Here is a 772-nt window from a genome sequence, read left to right on the forward strand (position 1 = left end):
CTCGCCGGTGCGGATGCGGATGGCTTCCTCGATCGAGGAGACGAAGATCTTGCCATCGCCGATGCGGCCGGTCTGAGCCGACTTGCGGATCGCCTCGACGGCGCCATCCACCAGCGCATCGGGCAGCACGATCTCGAGCTTCACCTTGGGCAGGAAATCCACCACGTACTCGGCGCCTCGATAGAGCTCGGTATGGCCCTTCTGGCGGCCGAAGCCCTTGGCCTCGATCACCGTGATGCCCTGGAGGCCGACCTCCTGCAGGGCCTCCTTCACCTCGTCGAGCTTGAAGGGCTTGATGATCGCTTCGATCTTCTTCATGCCGGGCGGGCCTGGTCTGCAACGGTTCCGGCGGCATTCCTAGCATCGCGCTGCGCCGACCGCCACGGGGGATTTCCCCGGACCGGACTGGGAATGATCAATAAATAGGCAATTTCTGCGCGTTTGTTGCGCAATCGCCGTTCTGAAGCCCGGTGCCGCGGCACAGCTGGCGCGCTCGGGCGCTTCTCGGAGTATGACGCGATGGCAGGGACCGAGTTGCTCACCACCGACGAGATGCGGCGGGCGGATGCCGCGGCGATCGCGGCCGGCACGCCGGGCAGCGTGCTGATGCAGCGCGCCGGGGCGGCGGTGGCCGAGCGGGCCCGGGGGTGTCTCTTTTTCACATCTCCGAGCCCCCGAGAAAGGGAGAAAACTCGTATTGCGTCTTCTTCTTTTAAAAAAAAAAAAATAATACACACTGAACTATTACGTTCAATAATCATCACCTAGACAT

General features: G+C 62.0%; 2 protein-coding genes. One reads left to right on the forward strand and one right to left on the reverse strand.

The genetic code is table 11. The annotated features are described in order from the left end of the window. Positions 1 to 318, reverse strand: a 318-nt coding sequence (locus VQ02_RS33515) for a P-II family nitrogen regulator (RefSeq protein WP_048448603.1), incomplete at its 3' end; no start/stop codon positions are given. Positions 319 to 519: 201 nt separating this feature from the next. On the opposite strand from VQ02_RS33515, the gene VQ02_RS36500 reads away from it, so the two are divergent. Next, entirely contained in the window at positions 520 to 768 is a 249-nt protein-coding gene (locus VQ02_RS36500) for a hypothetical protein (protein ID WP_083469599.1), read from the forward strand. The last annotated feature ends 4 nt before the right edge of the window (positions 769 to 772 follow it).

This window comes from Methylobacterium variabile (assembly GCF_001043975.1).
In the GTDB taxonomy this organism is placed as follows: Bacteria; Pseudomonadota; Alphaproteobacteria; order Rhizobiales; family Beijerinckiaceae; genus Methylobacterium; species Methylobacterium variabile.

Coding starts and splice junctions, on each gene's coding strand:
- VQ02_RS36500 (WP_083469599.1), top strand. CDS start 520: ATGGCAGGGACCGAGTTGCTCACCACCGACGAGATGCGGCGGGCGGAT.